This is a genomic window from Enteractinococcus helveticum (genome assembly GCF_001657475.1).
GTDB lineage: Bacteria > Actinomycetota > Actinomycetes > Actinomycetales > Micrococcaceae > Yaniella > Yaniella helvetica.
On the sequence record NZ_LXEY01000014.1, the window covers coordinates 76426 to 94095 of the forward strand.

Consider the following 17670-nt stretch of genomic DNA (forward strand, 5'->3'; position numbering starts at 1 on the left):
TCGTTCTACAACCAAACGAACGGGGCACGTATGGGCCAAAAGTCTGCTGCCCTACTATTGGGAAAATCCGCGTGCATTTTCCCAATAGTAGAACAGTGTTGAAGAAAGAGTTACGTATTCCCCAGCCCGAGTTTTTCGAATAACAATTGACGGACCCGCCCGGCATCGGCCTTGCCGCCGGTGGCTTGCATGACCGGCCCAATTAACGCACCGATCGCCTGGGTCTTGCCGGCTTGAACTTTTGCCACCACATCCGGGTTGGAGGCAATCGCAACATCGATCGCGGCGGTCAGTGCGGCGTCATCGGAGACGACCGCCAGCGAACGTGAAGCGACCACCTCGGCCGGACTGCCCTCGCCGTCGGCCACATGCCCTAGCACCTGGCGGGCCAGGCGGTCATTGATCGTGCCAGCGGTGATCAGGATTTCAAGCTCAACTACGTGTTGCGGGGTAATGCCTAGCTCGGTGACACCGGTGTCGGTGGCATTGGCCAGGCGGGCGATTTCACCCATCCACCATTTCCCGGCGGCAGCGGGGGAGGCCCCGGCGGTAATGGTCTGTTCGACAACATCCAGGGCATCGGCATTGACTATATCCCGGAAGGCTGCATCCGATAATCCCCATTGAGCTTTGAGTCGGTGACGACGAGCCGCGGGCAGCTCGGGAAGCTGTGCGGCCAACTGGTCAAGCCAGGCCTGGTCCACCACGATGGGTACCAGGTCAGGTTCGGGGAAGTAACGGTAATCATCGGCATCGGATTTAGTCCGGCCCGGCGTCGTCGTCCGAGTTTCTTCCTGCCAGTGCCGGGTCTGTTGGATGACCGGTTCGCCGACACTCAGGATCGCGGCCTGGCGGCGAATTTCGTACTCCACCGCATGACCGATCGCGCGCAGCGAGTTCACGTTTTTGGTTTCGGTGCGGGTACCGAATTGTTTGGCGCCCTTGGGCATCAGCGAGACGTTGGCATCGCAGCGCAGGTTGCCGCGTTCCATGCGGGCATCCGAGATGCCCAGGGCCAGCACAATATCGCGGATGGTTTGGACATAAGCCCGGGCAAGTTCGGGTGCGCGGTCGCCGGCGCCTGGAATCGGTTTTGACACGATCTCAATGAGGGGCACCCCGGCGCGGTTCAGATCCACCAGCGCGTGCGAGGCCGCATGAATGCGGCCGGATTCGCCCACGTGGGTCAGCTTGCCGGCGTCCTCTTCTAAGTGGGCGCGTTCGATGTCGACCCGAAATACGGTGCCGTCCTCCAGCTCGACGTCGACCCAACCGTTTTGGGCGATCGCCTGTTCGTACTGCGAGGTCTGAAAGTTCTTGGGCAGATCCGGGTAGAAATAGTGCTTGCGCGCAAATTCCGAGCGCGGCGCGATGGTGCAATTCAACGCCAACCCGAGTTTGATGGCGGATTCGACCGCGGTGCGATTGACCACCGGCAGCACGCCCGGCATGCCAAGGTCCACCTCGGTGACATTCGTGTTGGGCTCATCTCCGAACGCATTGGGGGCTTCCGAGAACATTTTGGTTGCCGTATTGAGTTCCACGTGGATTTCAAGCCCGAGCACCGGATCGAATTGCGCCACGGCATCGGCAAAGGGCAGCGTGGTAGTTGCGGTCATGAACGAGCTCCTTGTACGCGCGGAACCTCGGGGGCGAGGTCGTAAAACGGCTTGCCAAGATCGGCCTCGACCAGCGACTCAATGGCCGCGGCCACCCGGTAGATCCTGGCATCGGATTTCGCCGGGCCTTGAATGTGCAAACCGACCGGCATGCCATGTTCAGCGGTGCCAGCCGGAATCGAGATCGCCGGGATCCCCGCAAGATTTGCCGGAATAGTGACGACGTCGTTGAGATACATGGTCAACGGGTTCTCCAACTGATCACCCAGACGCACGGCCACCGTCGGCGTCGTCGGGGAAACCATCACATCAACGTGTTCAAACGCGTCGTGCAGATCCTTGATAACCAGGGTGCGGATCCGCTGCGCGGTGCCATAATAGGCATCCACATACCCGGCCGACAGGGCAAAGGTGCCCAAAATGATGCGGCGCTTGGCCTCATCACCAAAACCAGCAGCCCTGGTGGCGGCCATCACCTCGGCCACGGTGCCACCACCCTCGGGGACCACCCGTTTGCCGTAGCGCACCCCGTCAAAACGCGCCAAATTCGACGACACTTCCGAGGGCACAATCAAATAATAGGCGTGCAGGGCGTAGGGCATGTGCGGGCATTCGACCGTGGTAACGTCAGCCCCGGCCTTACGCAACATGTCCAAGGTTTCCTGGAATTTCTCCCAAATACCGTCGGTAAAACCCGGGCCCTGTAACTCCTGCAGCACCCCGATGCGCAGCCCAGATAAGTCGTGACGCTTGGTCGCCTCCAGCAGCGTATCCCACTGGGTATGCAGCGATGTGGAGTCCTTCGGATCGTGCCCGGCAATCAGCTCGTGCAGCGCGGCCGCATCGGCGGTGGTCCGGGCGACCGGGCCAATCTGGTCCAGCGACGACGCCATGGCAATCAAACCGTAGCGAGATACCGACCCGTACGTTGGCTTGGCGCCGACCGTTCCGGTAAACGCCGCCGGCTCGCGAATCGACCCACCCGTGTCACTGCCCAGGGCCAGCGGTGCCATAAAGGCCCCGACCGCAGCGGCCGAACCACCACCGGAACCACCCGGGGCACGGTGCAGATCCCACGGATTGCGAGTCACCCCGTAGGCCGAGTACTCAGTGGTAGACCCCATCGCGAATTCATCGAGGTTCGTCTTGCCTAGAATCGGCAGTTTCGCCGCCCGAATTGTGCGGATCACGGTGGCATCATAGGGCGGCATCCAGCCCTCTAAAATTTTCGACGCCGCCGTGGTGGGCTGGCCGATCGTGACAATATTGTCTTTGATCGCAATCGGCACCCCGGCCAACGGGTGCAGCTCATCGGCTTCGGGGCCACCGGACGCACGGATCGCATCCACCTGCTCGGCCACGGCCATCGCTTCTGCTTCGTTGAGATGCAGAAACGCGTGAATGCCTTCTTCGGCCGTGCCGTCAATTGCTTTGATGCGGTCAAAATGCGCGCGCGTCAGCTTAACCGAGGTCAACGTCCCGGCCCGCAGGTGCTCGGCCATCTCTAAGGCCGTCAGTCGAATCATCTGCTCGGGGGTCATCGGTCATCCTCCGCATGCAGAATGGCTGGCACCTTGAAGCGGCCAGCCTCGGCGTCGGGCGCACCGGATAGCGCCTCTTGTTGACTCAGTACCGGCCCGACGACGTCATCACGGTACACATTCGTTAGGGCAATCGGATGCGAGGTCGGCATCACGTGTTCGGTGTCGACTTCTTGGACCTTGGCAACTGAGTCGAGGATCTTACTGACTTCCTGCGACATCCGGTTTAATTCTTCTTCGGTCAGATTCACATGAGCCAATTGGGCCAGGTGGGTGATCTGGTCCCGGGTCAGGTCAGACATGGCGCTCCTTCACCTCGGGGGCTGTTGTGATGCCAGTGTAAACCCGTCGGGACCGTACAGGATAGGACCTGTGATATGTACAGCAGTTTTTCTTCAACTTGGCCCAGTTGAGAGCATTGTGCTCGCCGAGACTTCTCTTCACAATCGCGCGATCTGAGGCTAGCCTTATATATTAGGCAATAACCATGTGTTCTAATTCAAGGAGATTTCTTGACTCAGCAGTCTGCTCGCGAAGCGAGCGCTCGTGTCCGCCGTCCACGTCAACGCCAAATGGTCATGGAGGTCGTCGACGTCGAGGAACTGTCGCCGACCTTTAAGCGCATCACATTCGGAGGTCCAGATTTCGACCTCTTTCAGGATTCCGAGGCGGTTGATAAATACGTCAAACTCCTGCTGCCGCAGAACCCTGACGCCGGGCTGGTACCACCATTTGATCTTGATGAGCTGCGCAAAACCCTGCCCAAAGATGAGATGCCCCTGCGCCGCACCTACACCGTGCACTCGGTCGATCACGACGCCAAAACCCTGAAAATGGACTTTGTCATTCACGGTGCCGATGGGCTAGCAGGCCCCTGGGCTGATCAGGCCAAGGTCGGCGACCTGCTGCAATTCTCCGGTCCGGGCGGCAAATTCCAGCCCGATCCAGCAGCCGACTGGCACCTGCTGATCGGAGATGAGGCGGCGATTCCTGCCATTGGCGCCGCCCTGGCAGCGATGCCTGAGGACGCCGTGGGCCACGCGCTGATTGAGGTTGCGACCGGCGACGACGAATGGAACTTGACCGCCCCGAAAGGCGTAGAAGTCACCTGGTTGCACCGCGGTGGCCCCTTCACTCCCGAATCCACGGTGATCGAACAGGCCGTCAAGGCTCTCTCGTGGCGTGACGGACGCGTCCAGGCCTTTGTGCACGGCGAACGCGAGATCATGAAGTCCCTGCGCGTATACCTCAACGAAGAACGCGGCGTCGAACGGAGCGATATGTCGCTGTCGGCCTACTGGGCCTACGGTCGCGCCGAAGATGATTTCCAGGCCGAAAAGACATTGCCGATCGGCCAGATTTATCCAGAAGCTGGACTACAGTACTAGAGGCCTTCAGTCTGTAGTGACAACGCAATGACCGTTGGCACATGACCACAAACCGCGGAACCCCATCGAGATGCCTCAAGTGTGGCGTCTTGGTGGGGTTCGCGGTTTTGGTTCAAACAGTCCTTCGCTCACCCGCCCAGCTGGCCACACGGCGGTAATGTGTAAGTTTTGCGCACATAATATCGGACCACCGCCCAAGAGAAGACTCGGCGATATTTATATTGGGAAGCGTGGAAGAAGTCATCAGCTGACGAAGCTGCAAGACCTTGCGTCACCAGCAGTAGCGCTTGGTGCCCTCAATAATGTTCTCCGCACACCCCAGCTGTAGCCGGCTGGGGCCGTACCAGCTTGTGAGGCGAATAAAGACACAAAAGCGTCGGGGCTGCATCACGTGAAGATACAACCCCGACACTTTTGAGAAGTCTTGTGTGTTACAGCTTCGTGGGTTCGGACGTTGCTGCTTCGGCCATGACCGGGGCCGACTGTTGCGGTTCATCTTCCACGAGGCATTCGGACAGTGGGAGCTCACGATTATTCCATTTATCCCAGTCACCGCTCGCTTCGAACTGGTAGTCGATGCGGATGTCGCGGGTTTCTTTGAGCATCACGGTACCCAGCAGACCCAGTGCAGCCATCACCAACAAGTAGATGACAATCGCCCAGGTAGTGCCAAAGCCGTTCATCAGCAGCTCGGCGATGGTCGGAGCGAACGCGCCGCCCAGAATCGCACCGAGTGCATACGAGATTGAAACACCGGAGTACCGAACGGATGCTGGGAACAGCTCGGCGTACCACACGGCTTGTGGACCGTAGGTCATACCCAGGCCAATGGCCAGCAGCGAGGTGCTCACCAAGACGCCCAGCACGCCGAAGTTCTTGATCAATTCAAACAGCGGGATAATACCGGCAGCCTGGACGAACCAGCCCAGTGCCATGACTCGGCGGCGTCCGAATTTATCAGCTAACCAGCCCGACGTCAGTGTCGAGATGAGCCACACGGCAGCGGCAACCAATACGGCTAATTGGACGCCGACCTGGTCGTAGCCCAGGCCGCCGTCGTCAACTGGACGTGTTGTCATACCTTGGATATAGCCACCGGTGATCATGTAACCCGAGGCGCCGTTGCCTGCGATCAGCAGGATGCCGAACATCACGATGATGCCGAATTTCGGGAAAAGTTTCGGTGGTTTGACGTTGACTTTGCCAGCTGCTTTATCGTTGCTCTTGAGTTCAGCAATCTCGTTGAAGACCGGTGATTCATCGACTGCGGAGCGAACGAAGAGCCCGACAACGACCAAGATTAGGGACAATAGGAATGGGATGCGCCATCCCCAATCGTAGAAGGCTTGACCGGGTGCGATCCAGTTCACGACGGCGAGCACAGCAGAAGCCAGGAGCATACCGGTTGGCACGCCGATCTGTGGGAACGCTCCGAAGAATCCACGGCGGCCCTTTGGTGCATACTCCACGGACATCAGGACCGCACCACCCCATTCACCACCTGCGGAGATACCCTGCAGGATACGCAGTGCAAGCAGTAAGAATGGTGCCCAGAGGCCAATCTGTTCGTAGGTTGGTAGCAAGCCCATCGTCGTGGTTGCAAGACCCATCATGATCAGGGTGATGACCAACAGCGGTTTGCGTCCGAACCGGTCGCCCAAGCGGCCTGCGATTGCTGCGCCCAATGGACGGAATAAGAAGGACAGACCGATGGTGACCAGCGAGACGATGCGCTCGAATTCTTGGCCAGCGGGGGCAAAGAAGAGTGGACCAAGAACAATGTTTGCCGCAAGAGCGTAGATGAAGAAGTCGTACCATTCGATGACGGTACCCATCAGGGTTCCAGTCAGAACGCGACGACGTTCTTTCGGTGTGATTTCCTTTGCACTGGGGCTCGGCTGTGAAGACGATCCGCCTGCGCTATTTGTGACCTGTGGACGCATAGCTGTGTTTCACCTTTCATTGCAACGAATCCACTTTCCTCCTCTTTTTGCCGTCACGCAAATCTACAAATTCGGTGCAAAACCACCATTTTCGTGAATCGGGGCACTAGGCTCTCCGAAGGCGTCACAATGCGATGCGACGTATATTTTGCATACTCAATCAAAGCCCCTGGACAAATTTGCCCAATTGGTCACAGGGTTACCGCAAGTCGGTCACAAAAAATAATCGTGCCTCAACTGTTGCCTTTTTGTGGCACCTCGTTTTTCGGGTCGCTAAGAGCCGAATGGTGATATTTCTAACCCGCCTTTATGATGTCAGCCTCAGCTGCAAGATATTGTCCGGTGAGCGAGCCTGAAAGCGCTGCGAGCCGAGCTGGAGTTGTGGCGGCAATAACCCGTCCACCGTCGTCACCAGCACCAGGTCCCAGGTCGATGACATGGTCTGCCGTGGCGATCATCGCCTGGTGATGTTCTGCCACAATCACCGTGTGTCCCTGATCGACGAGCCGATGCAGTTGTGCGTTGAGTAAATCGACGTCGGCCGGGTGCAATCCTGTGGAAGGCTCATCGAAGAGATATAGGGTGTGGGCCGCGGCGTTGCGTTGCAGCTCAGTGGCCAGTTTGATGCGCTGGGCCTCACCGCCGGAGAGTTCTGTTGCCCGCTGGCCGAGGGTAATGTAGCCCAATCCGATGGCCTCCAGAGCCTGCAGCGCCCGCAAGACGTGTGGCTCATCTTCAAAAACCGACTTCGCTTCAGCCACTGACAGCGCTAGAATATCTGCCACCGTAAAGCCGCGCCAGGTGATGGTCAGCGTTTCTTGATTGAACCGCTGACCGTGGCACACCGGACAGGTGGCATATGAGCCCGGTAGAAAAATGAGTTCCACCTCGATCTGGCCAAGCCCGGAACATTCCGGACAGCGCCCTTCGGCTACATTGAACGAGAACCTGCCAATGCCCCAGTCGCGTCGTCGCGCTTGATCCGTGTCGGCAAAGATTCGGCGAACTCGATCAAATAGCCCGGTATAGGTTGCCACCACGGATCGGGGAGTCCGACCAATTGGCCGCTGGGTAATGTGGACCAGACGCTGAATCTGTTCCAGTCCTGCCACCGAGGTGACTGCAACGGCGTCGTCGGTGGTAGCTTCCTCGCCAGCCGGTTCATCCGTCACGGTGGTCGACACTGCTTTACGGACGAGACTTCCGATCACATGCGTTACCAGGGTGGACTTGCCTGAACCCGAGACGCCGGTGACGGCAGTGAGCTGACCCAGAGGAATAGTGACGTCCTGGTCCACGATGTTCCGAGCAGTAATTCCTGCCAGTTTCAATTCGCCACGGACGGGATGGCGCGGTGCATCATTGAGGCGCAGCGGCCCGGGGTGCACAAAGCGAGCCGTGATGGATTCCTCCACAGTGGCCAGACCGTGAGTCGGTCCTGAATACACGATCCGGCCACCATGCACCCCGGCTTTGGGGCCGACGTCGATAACCCAATCGGCCTGGGTCACCAGTGACATGTCATGTTCCACCAATAGCACGGAGTTCCCCTCAGCGATAAAGCGCGCGAAGAGTTTCGACAGCGTGTGTTTTTCTGCCGGGTGCAGACCCGCTGACGGCTCATCGAGCACGTAGGCCACGCCGAAGAGTCCCTCATGAACCTGGGAGGCCAGACGGAGCCGCTGCAGTTCCCCGGTGGACAGGGTGTCAGCGGGGCGGTCCATCGATAAGTGCCCGAGGCCCAGCTGGGTGACCGCGTCCAAGATCGCCAGCGTTGTGGGCAGCAGAATCCGTTCGGCACCGATTTCTGGACCGTCATCTCGCGGAGCACGCGTGGCGATATGGTTATAACGACGCCGTAGCAGTGCCAGCAGCGCATCCAGATCCAGGTGTGTCAGTTCCCAGATGGCCGCATCGAGGTAGCGCACCTGCAGCGCGGCCGGGTTGAGCCGGTGACCGTGACACGTTGGACAGGTGCTGGCGGTGAAGAAACTCAGGGCACGGGCTCGGTTTTTGTCTGATTGGGTCGCGGCCACCGTGCGACGCAGATACCGAGACACCGATTCCCATTTGCCTTCATACGGCCCTTGGGTGCGCCCGGCTTCTCGGACGGGTAGAACCGTGATGATTGGGGTCTCATCGGTATACAGGATCCACTGCTTGGTGGCCTCATCGAGTTCGCGCCACGGACGCGCCGTATCGACGCCGAGGGTTTCCAGTATTTCGCGGAAGTTCTTGCCCAACCACGCCCCGGGCCAGGCTGCAATCGCGCCATCGAGAATGCTCAAGTTGGGATCCGGGACCATGAGTTCTTCGGCCGGCTCGAATTGTTTCCCCACCCCCTGACAGTCCGGGCACATGCCTTCTGAAGTGTAGGGCGAGAAGTGTCCAGCCGTTAGCCGACCACCGGCGATCCCATGTGAGCTGTCCAAGATGTGTTCAGGATGATCCCCGGCCCGAGAAAATAACAGGCGCAGCGAGTTCGACAGGGCTGAAATCGTTCCGACGTCGGAACGCGCCCCGCCAGCCGAAGTGCGCTGTTCTAGTGCGACCGTGGGTGGCATGCCTTCGACCAGTTCGACTTGCGGGTCAACCGCCGATCCAATGAGCCGTCGAGCAAACGGGGCGACTGATTCCAAATACTTGCGCTGTGCCTCACCGTGAATCGTGCCAAAGGCCAGGGACGATTTCCCGGAACCTGAAACTCCGGTAAAGGCGACGACGGCACCGCGCGGGAATTCCACCGAAACGTTGTTGAGGTTGTGCAGTTTGGCGTCTACCACGCGCACAAAGTCAGCGTCACTGTATGTTGTCATGGCCACCCTTCAGTTGTTTGATACTTCAACGCTAGCGGCCAATTGATCATGCGTAGTGGATTGTGCCGTCATCTTGCACGACGGCGCCGTCACTGAGTTCTGCGGACATCAGCTGACCGGGGCCCAGAATGTGTTCCACCTGATGGTTATGCACCAGCAGATAGTCGGCGATGATCCGACGGTGACAACGCCACCAGACCGCCTCGGAACACATAATCGCCGTCGAGGTTTCGGTGCCGCGCTTTTCTAAGTCGCGCAGCGCCTCGTGGAATTCCTGTGACAGGGCGTGGTCGGCATAGTTGTGAAAGCTGCGATTCTGCCACCAGGCATTGACCTGGAAGGGGATATCTTTGCTGACCTTGCGTCGTCCAGTTAGGCCCGCACTGCGAGAAAATTGGACGTCGTGTTCTGCCAGATAGTTGCCCAAGGTATCGGCGTTGAAGTGAGGGTAGCGCTTTGACCCGGGGAGCTTCCGCACATCCACCACGTGGGCAATATGGTGTTCCTCGAGGAGTTCGTAAAACTCTTCGATACTCCGGTTGGAGTGACCAATCGTATAGAACACCTGCGTCACAGAACATTCCCCTCACCAGACAACACGTGACGCACCGACAGCACGCAAGGTGCTTGCCGATGCGTCACACAGATAGTGGGCAGCGTTAGTCGGCTGCTTTGACCAGGACGCGGCCTTCTTGGGCGCGCACGTCCCAGGTGGGTTGAGCCGAACCTGCCGGGCCGCGCATCGGAGTCCCGTCAGTGATGCGGAATTTGCTGTGATGCCAAGGGCACACAATGCAGTCGTCCTCAATGTGTCCTTTATTCAGTGGGCCGCCCGCGTGAGCGCAGGTGGCCGACAGTGCGTGGAGTTCACCCTGGTGACGTGTCAACACCACGGGGGTCTTATTGGCGGTGACGCGGATGAGTTGACCTTCCTGCACGTCATCTTCGGCCGCGACGTCGGTCCATTTCTTCGTCCGCTGTTCAAATGCCGTGTGATTGACTCCGACGCCGTCGTTCAGCGTCAAATGACCTCCGAGATACGCCGCAGAGGTCGTGAATCCGAGCCCCAGGAGTGATAAACCCGCACCGAGTTTGTGGCGGTCGTTTTTGCGAGCCACCCAAGACAGTCCTTGCAGAGTGATGCCCCAGGCATTGCCGAGAATATGCGCCATGCCGACGCGTTGTTCCTTGCCATAGGATTCGGACCAGTCTGACGCGCCAGTGATCGCGGTTGGGATCGCGGACAAGAAACCCAGCGCCACGAGTCGTTGGCTCGCCGGCTGCATCTTCTTACCGCCGGTGACATCCAGTGCGCTGGCCATAACCCACGCGCCAATCGGCAGGTCGGTGAGCATCGGGTGGAGTTGATGCCCCAGCCAAGAACCGGACAGTACATACTTCACCGGATCTGGAGCAGTCAGCTTTGAATACCACTTGGACAGTGGTTCAGAGATTTCGTCCAAGGTTTTTTCTTGTTCGATACGTTTGACGACACGTGATAACCCAAACATGCGCTGTTCCCTCTTTCTTCAAACAGATGGCAGATCAGCTGCTGTTCACCAATATTTGTATCGGTCGTAGTACCCGCCACCTTAGCTTTTGACAGGCGCTTTTGACATCCCCTGAGACTCGCCGCAATGCAGCGATATTCAATGATTGTCATACCGTTGGCGCGGATCTGGCCATACCGTTGAGTACTGACGACGCCGTGACTTCCGCGCCCTCATGCGGGGGAGCTTGAAAAATCGTAGAGCAATATGCCCAGCACTGTACTTGCACCTGGCCGGATGATCGCCGAACCCGGTTCTTGCGCGGCATGTGACAATGGAACCATGGATGAAGAAACACATGAGCGCATCCGTGCGGCCATTGCGCGTGTGCCGCGCGGCCGGGTTGCATCCTACGGAGATATTGCCGCGATGACGGATGCTCCCAGTCCGCGCATTATCGGGTGGGTTCTGAGAGAAGACGGCGGCGATCTGCCATGGCAGCGCATCGTGCGAACCGACGGCACCGTGGCCAAACCTCAGCAACTTCCCATGCTGCGCGACGAAGGGCTCGAGATCCCGGGCGATAAAATCGATATGCAACGCTACCGGTGGGACCCTGACGACGACCCCGCCGATCTCGAATAAACCGAGTTGTAGAAAACGACGACGGGCCTGCTGCCACCGCTCTTGGATGACTGCAGGCCCGTGGTCGGAAGACCCGTTAGGCGTCGTCTTCGGGAAACACCGAAAGCTTGGTGAACGGGAAGGTAAACGTCCACGTGGTGTCGATGTTCTGATCAAACGCACCGACATCGCCGACACCCAGATGGATCACCTCGCCGTCGGGCATTTCAATGTCAACAGCGCCTTCGATGACGTGGATAATTTCGGCCCGGGCAAATGGGTAGGGCGCTACCTGTGGCATGGTGTCTTGAGTCCCACGCCAGAACTGGGCCTTGCCCTGGCGAATCCACGCGAACTCACCGGCTGATTTCGAAGGGTCGGCTGGGTGGGGGAAGGGCTGGAATTCGGCCTCGGCCAGGCGGCCAATATCGTAGGTCATGAAGTCTCCTTATTTTCGACAACTCAAACTGGCTACGCATTGATCTTGGCTGATGGGCGTCTGCTGATTCTGTGATCCCAGTGCACAGGTCTTGCCCAGGGGTGCACGGCAAATGTGAGGTCCGGCACTGTTTACCAAGTGGCGTGCACGCACGGCCAATCAATCACTGCGTGTTGTGGGCCACACTGGGATTATTGTTTGGACTTAGGAGACCCCAAATGGAAAGTACACGTTTAGATCGGCGGCGTCTGTCCACCGCATCGCTGGTTTTTATTATCATCGCGGCCTCGGCTCCACTAACCGTTCTGGCCGGAGGTATTCCGACCAACTATGCGGTTGCCGGACTTCTCGGGGTGCCGCAAACCTATATTGTGCTTGGACTGATCCTGGTGCTCTTTGCCGTGGGCTACACGGACATGAGCCGGGAAATTCAAAATGCCGGTGCCTTCTACGCGTACGTGACCGAGGGCCTGGGGAACCGGCAGGGCATCGCCGCGGCCATCCTGGCGCTGGTGTCGTACAACATGATGCAGATCGGGCTCTACGGGCTGTTCGGTTTTGCCGCCTCCAACCTCATCGCCAACTTCACCGGGCTAGCCCTACCGTGGTGGTTGACCGCACTGGCGGCCTGGCTGATCGTTGCATTGCTTGGTGTCCGATCTATTGATCTGTCAGCTAAGGTGCTCGGCGTCGTCGTCATGCTGGAATTCGTGGTCGTGGTCATTGTTGACATCATGGCCATCTCGATTGCCCCAGAAGGTGTTTCGGCCGCTGCTTTTGCCGCCGATGAGTTCTTCGTTCCCGGCATCGGCGTGCTGCTGGCCTTCGGCGTCGCAGCGTTTATGGGATTTGAATCCGGCGCCATCTACTCCGAAGAAGTTGTTGACCCACGTCGCACCGTAGCGCGAGCAACCTATATTGCGCTGATCGTTATCGCACTGTTCTACGCATTTTCTGCCTGGGCAGTCGGCGTTGGCGTGGGGCCAAGCAGCGTTGTCGAAGAATCCCAGGCCTTCGGCCCAGATCTGATCTTCAACTGGCTGGGCCAACACTCACCGATGCTGGCGAATTTTGCCAACCTGCTGTTTGTCACCAGTTTGCTGGCAGTACTGCTGGCCTTCCACAACGCCGTGGCCCGCTACTTCTTTGCACTGGGCCGCTCAACCGTACTACCCAAGGCCCTGGGGACGACGGCACCAAACGGTGCACCACGCAACGGATCGATGATGCAGTCAGGACTTGCATTCGTCGTTGTTGCGGGATTTGCGATCGCCGGCATTGGCCACGAACTGGGCGATCTGTTCCCAGTCATCACGCTGTTCACCTGGCTGACCAACGCCGCGGCATTCGGTCTGGTCTTCTTGCTGGCCGTCACTTCGGTTGCGATCATTGCATGGTTCCGTACCAATCAGCTGCAGCGCGGCATTTGGACGCGCGTTATTGCACCAAGCGTCGCCACCATCGGTTTGACCGCCGTGTTCATCATGATCCTGGTCAATTTCGATTTGATGATCGATGCCGAAGCAGGCTCCGCGCTGATCTACATCATGCCCGGTCTGATTATTCTCAGTGGCGTACTCGGCTTGATTTGGGGAGAAATTATTCAGCGCCGTCGTCCGCAAGACTACGAAGAAATGCGTGACCAGGACATGATCAGCGACGACGAAGAAATTGCGATCGCCCAGGGCTCGCTTGATGACAACGAACGTAGCACAAACTAAACCCCAGAACACTCACACGAAAGGCAAATGTCGTGACGAAGAAACATGTTGTTGTAGTCGGTGCTGGATTTGCGGGCCTGATGGCAGCTCGTGAACTGCAAGCCGCCGGAATCAGCGTCGAGATTATTGAAGCCCGGGATCGCATCGGTGGGCGTGCCTGGACCGAGGAGCGGATGGGGCGTCCGCTGGAACTCGGGGCAACCTGGGTGCACTGGTACCAGGCGCACACCTGGACCGAGATCGTGCGCTACAACCAACCGATCGTGGCCTCGCCCGAGCCGCAGACTGTGTATTGGAATCGCTCTACCGGTGAAACTTGCCAGGGCACGATGGACGAGGTTGATGCACTGCTGCGTCCGGCCATGGCCGAAGTCTTTGCCCGAGGCGACGAATATTTTCCCAATCCGTTAGACCCAATGTGGATTCTGTCGGACCGGTATGACGGACCAGCAGAACTGCGCGAACAATTTCTGGCCGATGACCAGAAATCCGTGCTCGACATCATCCGTGAATCGGGAAAATTCAGCCACGAACAACTCGATCTGATGAGCTCCTACTGGGCAGCCGGCTACATCGGCAACCCAGACACCGGGTCATCCTTGATGGCCAAGCAGTGGGCGGCACTGTCGAATATGGATCTGGGACTGCTGGACGACATCACGTTGAAATTCAAGCTGGTCAACGGGATGCAGGGCATCTACAACGCGATGGCTGAAGATCTGACCTGCAATATTCGACTGAATACTCCAGTGACCAAGGTTCAGCACACCACCGACGGCGTATCACTCACTTTGGAAGATGGCGAAGTTATCACAGCTGATGCAACGATTGTCACCGTTCCAGCCGGGGCAATGAATACGATCGAGTTTTCTCCGGCACTGCCGCAGAAGATGCAAAAGGTGGTCGACCGCGGCTGGAACTCCAAGGGTGCCAAGATCTGGATCAAGATTAAAGGCCACCACAAGATCCTGGGCTACGCGCCATTCCCCGCAAAGATGTCGGTGGTGCGATCCGAGTACTTTACCGATGACAACACCACCATTCTTGTGGGCTTCGGTGGGGACCACTCGGCGGTTGATCTCAACGATACGGCGGTAGCCCAAGAAATCATCAACCAGTTCAATCCGGAACTTGAGGTGGTCGATTCCACCGGGCATGACTGGGTTGCTGATAAATGGTCCGGCCAGGCCTGGGGCACCTTACAGAGGGGCCAGTTCAGCGATGGCTGGGACAACTTCAAAGACACTGGCACTCAGATGTTCTTTGCCGGGACCGAATGGTCGAACGGCTGGCGCGGAGTTTGCATTGACGGCGCGCTAGAATCTGGCATGATAACAGCACGTCGGATCATCCAAGACTTCCGACAGCAGGCATAAATCGTACAAAATCAACGGGTCACGCTGCTGCTTTTCAGCCGTGTGACCCGTTGACGTTTAAACACTAAAAATGGAGTTGCGATAACCCGAAGGAGTTTCACCGTAGGTTTGTTTAAATAATTTGGAAACATGTGAAGCATCGGTGAGCCCGTACCTAGAACTAATCGATTGAACGGTTTCATCACGGTAGGCCGGATTCGCAAGGTCATCGCGGATTCGTCGGACGCGTTCATTGCGGATATAGGCGCTGACCGTCTGATGTTCTTCCGAGAATTTGCCGTGGAGTTGGCGCAGCGAGACGTAAAAATGGTCGGCAATCATTTGCGGTCCCAACTGGGGATCGTGCAAGTGATCATCAATAAATGCCACGGCCTGCTGAAATAGCGGATTGTCTTCTTGCAGGTCGTCGTGGTTCCGGGCCGCTGCAAATAGTACCGTGACAAGCATTTCAAGAGCGGACCGTACCAGCTGCAGCGCGTGTGGTCCCTGCAAAATGTGCAGGTTCAGCGCGAGTTGTTTAAAGAGTGGGACGGCTACTTTTCCAAGCCCAGATTCATCACTAATGGGCACCGCCGTCACTTGGGAGATCTGATTCTGTACCAAGTGCAGCAGCTCTTGTGGAAACTGAATGATCAGACTGCGCTGGTCTTGTGCATAGTCCAGGGTATAGGGACGATGCGCGACATACAGGGCAAGGTCACCGGGTTGGAGCAGACATTCACGACCGTCCTGAGTCAGGACTGTGGTCCCGGAAAATTGCAATGAGAGCTTGCACAACGCTTCATGCTCGGCAATCGGTACAACCTTGCTTTGGGTTACCGTATGTGGACCGGTGTACATGTCGAAAAGTTCGACCCCACCCAGCGATACGTGGTGCTGACCTGCACGGAAAGCTTGTCGGTCGGGTGTGCTGAGTTCAATATTGGGAAAGCTTGCTTGAGCGTTCTGGGCCCAGGTCCAATAATCTTGGTCTCGTACTGGAGCGGAATTGAGTTGGACTGCGGCGTCTTGCTGCTGTTGTTGCATATCGAGTTTGCCCAGTCCCTTCTATACGTCTCGCGGCCTGGCTGACACCCGTCAGATATGAATTATTGATTAACTATATCAATGAGGAATTTGATCACGAAAGCAAACAGCGCTGTCACCCGCGACCTATAAGAAGGTGGGATGACAGCGCTGCGTCACAGCGAAAATGTCTTAGAGGGTCGTGACCTTTGGCAGGGCGACTTGTTTGAGACCTTCGACTCCGAACTCTAGACCCATGCCGGATTTCTTGACGCCGCCGAATGGCACCCGTGGGTCCACGGCACCGTGTTTGTTAATCCAGGTGGTCCCGGCAATCAGGCGGTTGGCGACTTCGCGTGCGCGGTCGGCATCCGAGGACCATACTGATGAGCCCAGCCCGACTTCAAGTTCGTTGGCCCATTCGATGGCTTGATCGAGATCGTCGTATTTGATGATCGGCAGTGCCGGACCAAATTGTTCGATCTGCACCAACGGGTTCTTCTGGTCGATATCCGAGACAATTGTTGCCGGGTAGAAATAACCGGTCTGATGGTCATCCGGGTTGCCACCGGTGACAATGGTGGCGCCATCTTTGCGGGCCTCTTCGACCAGATCGGCAACAATTTTTTGCTGGGCGGCATTTTGCAGTGGCCCCAGGACGTTCTCCTCGGATACGCCCTGGCCCATTGGCGTCTCGGCGGCAATCTTGGCTAGTGCCTGAACCAGCTCGTCGTAGATCGAGGCTGGCACGTAGAGACGTTTCAGCGCGGCACACGTTTGGCCGGTGTTGATGAACGCGCCCCAGAAAATATCCTGAGCCATGTCCGCAACGTTGATGTCCTCCAGCACGATACCGGCGTCATTACCACCGAGTTCTAGGGTCACACGCTTCATATCCGCAGCAGCCGAGCGCATGATCGCCTGCCCGGTTTTGGTCGAACCGGTGAACATAATCTTGTCGATGTCAGGGTGTTCGGAAACTGCCTGACCAATGTCGCCTTCGCCCGGCACGACCTGCAGCACACCTTCGGGTAGCGCCTGATTCAGCACCGCAACCAGCGCCTGGACCGACAGCGGGGTGTGTTCAGATGGTTTGAGAATAACCGCATTGCCCATTCGCAGCGACGGGGCCAACTGCCAAACCGAGATCATCATCGGCCAGTTCCACGGACCAATGGCTCCGACCACACCGATGGGCACATAGCTCAGCACGGATTTGCCGGATTCGTCGTCAACTAGGACTTCGTCTTCCAACGGGAAGTCCGCGTTGGCACGTAGCCAGGCTTCACACGCACCGGCTTCGAAACGAGCGTTGGGACCATTGAGTGGTTTGCCGACCTCACGGGCCAGAATCTGGGCGAGCGCTTCAGCCGAAGCGTTGACCGCGTCGGCGGCCTTGTGCAGGTAATCGGCGCGCTCGGCATGGGAGAGGGCACCCCAGGATTTTTGGGCCTGGCTGGCTATCGCAACGGCTGCATCGACGTCGTCGGTGCTCGACATTTTGGTGTTGCCAACCAGCTCACCGGTGGCCGGATCATGCACCGGTTGGCCATCGGTGACGGTGACGGCGGCAAGCAGGTTGTCGAATGTCGTCAGATCGGTAGACATGTATTCCTCCGTGTTCATTCATGGGATCGCAAAGTGGGTCCCTGTTGTATTCTAGGCTGCCAAAAAATGCGGTCGCTGAGCTAGGACTGACGTGCATGGC

The 17670-nt window shown here is 57.9% G+C and carries 14 protein-coding genes; 4 read left to right on the forward strand and 10 right to left on the reverse strand.

What is annotated here, in order from left to right; translation table 11 throughout:
* Window positions 1–110: 110 nt before the first annotated feature.
* From gatB to gatC, 3 genes are read right to left on the reverse strand one after another with little or no spacing between them, the layout of a single operon-like run.
* On the reverse strand, window positions 111–1619 hold the full coding sequence (gatB, locus tag A6F49_RS04660) for an Asp-tRNA(Asn)/Glu-tRNA(Gln) amidotransferase subunit GatB (protein WP_043057222.1): 1509 nt from the start codon (window positions 1617–1619) through the stop codon (window positions 111–113).
* A complete protein-coding gene (gene gatA, locus A6F49_RS04665; protein WP_043057221.1) occupies window positions 1616–3160 on the reverse strand; it encodes an Asp-tRNA(Asn)/Glu-tRNA(Gln) amidotransferase subunit GatA in 1545 nt (514 codons plus the stop codon). Before gatA ends, gatB begins: the two co-directional genes overlap by 4 nt.
* A complete protein-coding gene (gene gatC, locus A6F49_RS04670) occupies window positions 3157–3462 on the reverse strand; it encodes an Asp-tRNA(Asn)/Glu-tRNA(Gln) amidotransferase subunit GatC (protein ID WP_043057220.1) in 306 nt (101 codons plus the stop codon). Before gatC ends, gatA begins: the two co-directional genes overlap by 4 nt.
* Window positions 3463–3672: 210 nt before the next feature.
* On the opposite strand from gatC, the gene A6F49_RS04675 reads away from it, so the two are divergent.
* Window positions 3673–4548: a siderophore-interacting protein gene (locus A6F49_RS04675; RefSeq protein ID WP_235604867.1), complete on the forward strand. Its 876-nt coding sequence runs from the start codon at window positions 3673–3675 to the stop codon at window positions 4546–4548.
* 431 nt (window positions 4549–4979) lie between these two features.
* Here the strand turns inward: A6F49_RS04675 and A6F49_RS04680 are convergent, their stop codons facing one another.
* From A6F49_RS04680 to A6F49_RS04695, 4 genes are all read right to left on the reverse strand, one after another.
* The gene (locus tag A6F49_RS04680) at window positions 4980–6491 is read right to left on the reverse strand and encodes an MFS transporter (RefSeq protein WP_067605600.1); all 1512 of its coding nucleotides are present in this window, start codon (window positions 6489–6491) and stop codon (window positions 4980–4982) included.
* Window positions 6492–6787: 296 nt separating this feature from the next.
* Entirely contained in the window at window positions 6788–9307 is a 2520-nt protein-coding gene (locus tag A6F49_RS04685) for an excinuclease ABC subunit UvrA (RefSeq protein ID WP_043057219.1), read from the reverse strand.
* A 46-nt stretch (window positions 9308–9353) separates the two neighbouring features.
* Window positions 9354–9881, reverse strand: coding sequence for a DUF488 domain-containing protein (locus A6F49_RS04690; RefSeq protein WP_082911600.1), 528 nt, complete (start codon window positions 9879–9881; stop codon window positions 9354–9356).
* A gap of 85 nt (window positions 9882–9966) precedes the next feature.
* Complete coding sequence (locus A6F49_RS04695; RefSeq protein WP_043057218.1) at window positions 9967–10818, reverse strand: Rieske (2Fe-2S) protein; 852 nt, start codon at window positions 10816–10818, stop codon at window positions 9967–9969.
* 321 nt (window positions 10819–11139) lie between these two features.
* Here A6F49_RS04695 and A6F49_RS04700 point away from each other — a divergent pair, with 321 nt between their 5' ends.
* A complete protein-coding gene (locus tag A6F49_RS04700) occupies window positions 11140–11442 on the forward strand; it encodes an MGMT family protein (protein WP_043057217.1) in 303 nt (100 codons plus the stop codon).
* A gap of 76 nt (window positions 11443–11518) precedes the next feature.
* On the opposite strand, the gene A6F49_RS04705 is transcribed toward A6F49_RS04700, so the two are convergent.
* Complete coding sequence (locus tag A6F49_RS04705) at window positions 11519–11860, reverse strand: cupin domain-containing protein (RefSeq protein WP_052504743.1); 342 nt, start codon at window positions 11858–11860, stop codon at window positions 11519–11521.
* 218 nt (window positions 11861–12078) lie between these two features.
* Here A6F49_RS04705 and A6F49_RS04710 point away from each other — a divergent pair, with 218 nt between their 5' ends.
* On the forward strand, window positions 12079–13581 hold the full coding sequence (locus A6F49_RS04710) for an APC family permease (RefSeq protein WP_052504742.1): 1503 nt from the start codon (window positions 12079–12081) through the stop codon (window positions 13579–13581).
* 32 nt (window positions 13582–13613) lie between these two features.
* Window positions 13614–14957, forward strand: a complete 1344-nt coding sequence (locus A6F49_RS04715) for a flavin monoamine oxidase family protein (protein ID WP_043057216.1) — start codon at window positions 13614–13616, stop codon at window positions 14955–14957.
* Window positions 14958–15014: 57 nt separating this feature from the next.
* On the opposite strand, the gene A6F49_RS04720 is transcribed toward A6F49_RS04715, so the two are convergent.
* Window positions 15015–15983, reverse strand: a complete 969-nt coding sequence (locus A6F49_RS04720; protein ID WP_043057215.1) for an AraC-like ligand-binding domain-containing protein — start codon at window positions 15981–15983, stop codon at window positions 15015–15017.
* A gap of 171 nt (window positions 15984–16154) precedes the next feature.
* Entirely contained in the window at window positions 16155–17570 is a 1416-nt protein-coding gene (locus A6F49_RS04725) for an aldehyde dehydrogenase family protein (protein WP_235604868.1), read from the reverse strand.
* Between the last annotated feature and the right edge of the window lie 100 nt (window positions 17571–17670).

Bases quoted from the DNA above. Each gene is read 5' to 3' on its own strand.
- gatC (WP_043057220.1), bottom strand. From the start codon at position 3,462: ATGTCTGACCTGACCCGGGACCAGATCACCCACCTGGCCCAATTGGCT.
- A6F49_RS04705 (WP_052504743.1), bottom strand. From the start codon at position 11,860: ATGACCTACGATATTGGCCGCCTGGCCGAGGCCGAATTCCAGCCCTTC.
- A6F49_RS04685 (WP_043057219.1), bottom strand. From the start codon at position 9,307: ATGACAACATACAGTGACGCTGACTTTGTGCGCGTGGTAGACGCCAAA.
- A6F49_RS04725 (WP_235604868.1), bottom strand. From the start codon at position 17,570: ATGTCTACCGATCTGACGACATTCGACAACCTGCTTGCCGCCGTCACC.
- A6F49_RS04695 (WP_043057218.1), bottom strand. From the start codon at position 10,818: ATGTTTGGGTTATCACGTGTCGTCAAACGTATCGAACAAGAAAAAACC.
- gatA (WP_043057221.1), bottom strand. From the start codon at position 3,160: ATGACCCCCGAGCAGATGATTCGACTGACGGCCTTAGAGATGGCCGAG.
- A6F49_RS04710 (WP_052504742.1), top strand. From the start codon at position 12,079: ATGGAAAGTACACGTTTAGATCGGCGGCGTCTGTCCACCGCATCGCTG.
- A6F49_RS04680 (WP_067605600.1), bottom strand. From the start codon at position 6,491: ATGCGTCCACAGGTCACAAATAGCGCAGGCGGATCGTCTTCACAGCCG.
- A6F49_RS04700 (WP_043057217.1), top strand. From the start codon at position 11,140: ATGGATGAAGAAACACATGAGCGCATCCGTGCGGCCATTGCGCGTGTG.
- A6F49_RS04720 (WP_043057215.1), bottom strand. From the start codon at position 15,983: ATGCAACAACAGCAGCAAGACGCCGCAGTCCAACTCAATTCCGCTCCA.
- gatB (WP_043057222.1), bottom strand. From the start codon at position 1,619: ATGACCGCAACTACCACGCTGCCCTTTGCCGATGCCGTGGCGCAATTC.